The sequence below is a fragment of the Vibrio sp. 2033 genome (assembly GCF_033339735.1).
Genome location: NZ_JAWOVC010000216.1, coordinates 1 through 837, shown reverse-complemented (window position 1 = coordinate 837; position 837 = coordinate 1). Strand labels below are relative to the sequence as shown.

The following is an 837-nucleotide window of genomic DNA, read 5'->3' as shown; positions in this document are numbered from 1 at the left end:
AAGGGGCAAAAAAAAGCAGGGTCTGTGCCCTGCTTCTTCTATTAACTGTCTTGTTGTTTGGCTGCGTATTCTGCGCGAATCTGCTCTGCCACGATTTTGATCGCTTCGGCTGTACTTGTGCCCTTTGCCATCAGTTCTTGAATTCGTTCTACAGCTTCTTGCTGCTCTTTGTGCGATATAGGTGGTAAATCGTCAAACATAAAAAAAGGCTCCTCAATGTGAGGAGCCGACTATAACGATTCAGTTAATAGGTCGCAAGGAAATTAATGGATGCGCCCATTGCATTTTCGTTTGTGTATCTCGCAGCAATATCTAATTCAATCAGGTTCAATGGCGATAAGCCTATACCAGCCGTAATCGTCCCTTCATCATTACTTCTCGCAAGGTTTTTCATATAGCCACCTCGTAGTGCCATTTGGCGCAAAATGTCTATTTCGAAGCCAGCTCGAATCATTTGGGTGTTGTCATCAAATGAGGAAAAGCGTTTCTCTTCATTTAAGTCGTAGTCGACGCTCATGGTAAAGTAGTCTGCAACGATACCCGCACCGACTGTGTAAACAGGTCTCATACTGTATTCGTATGACTGAATCGTATCAGTGTTGTACTGGAACGATTTGGTTTTCACGTCTCTTCCAATCAAGTTTTTAGCCGAGATACCCAAACGATATGGACCGAAGAACCAAAGTGCACCCGCATCTAAGTTAAACATAGTTTCAGCAGTTTCGTGTTCACGGAGATCTTTGGTATCAAAGTTCTTAAAGCTGGTCGCATACGAATATGTATAGATGCGCTGCAGTTTTGGGGTGATACCAAAAGAAAGATGCTGATTCATAAAGT

General features: G+C 43.0%; 2 protein-coding genes. Both read right to left on the bottom strand.

Annotated features, from left to right (window positions below; genetic code table 11):
• Positions 1-41: 41 nt before the first annotated feature.
• Entirely contained in the window at positions 42-200 is a 159-nt protein-coding gene (locus R7P74_RS25670; RefSeq protein WP_005455352.1) for a YoaH family protein, read from the bottom strand.
• Between the two features lie 44 nt (positions 201-244).
• The coding region (gene traF, locus R7P74_RS25665) for a conjugal transfer protein TraF (protein WP_318123466.1) at positions 245-837 on the bottom strand (593 nt) is incomplete at its 5' end.

Bases quoted from the DNA above. Each gene is read 5' to 3' on its own strand.
- R7P74_RS25670 (WP_005455352.1), bottom strand. From the start codon at position 200: ATGTTTGACGATTTACCACCTATATCGCACAAAGAGCAGCAAGAAGCT.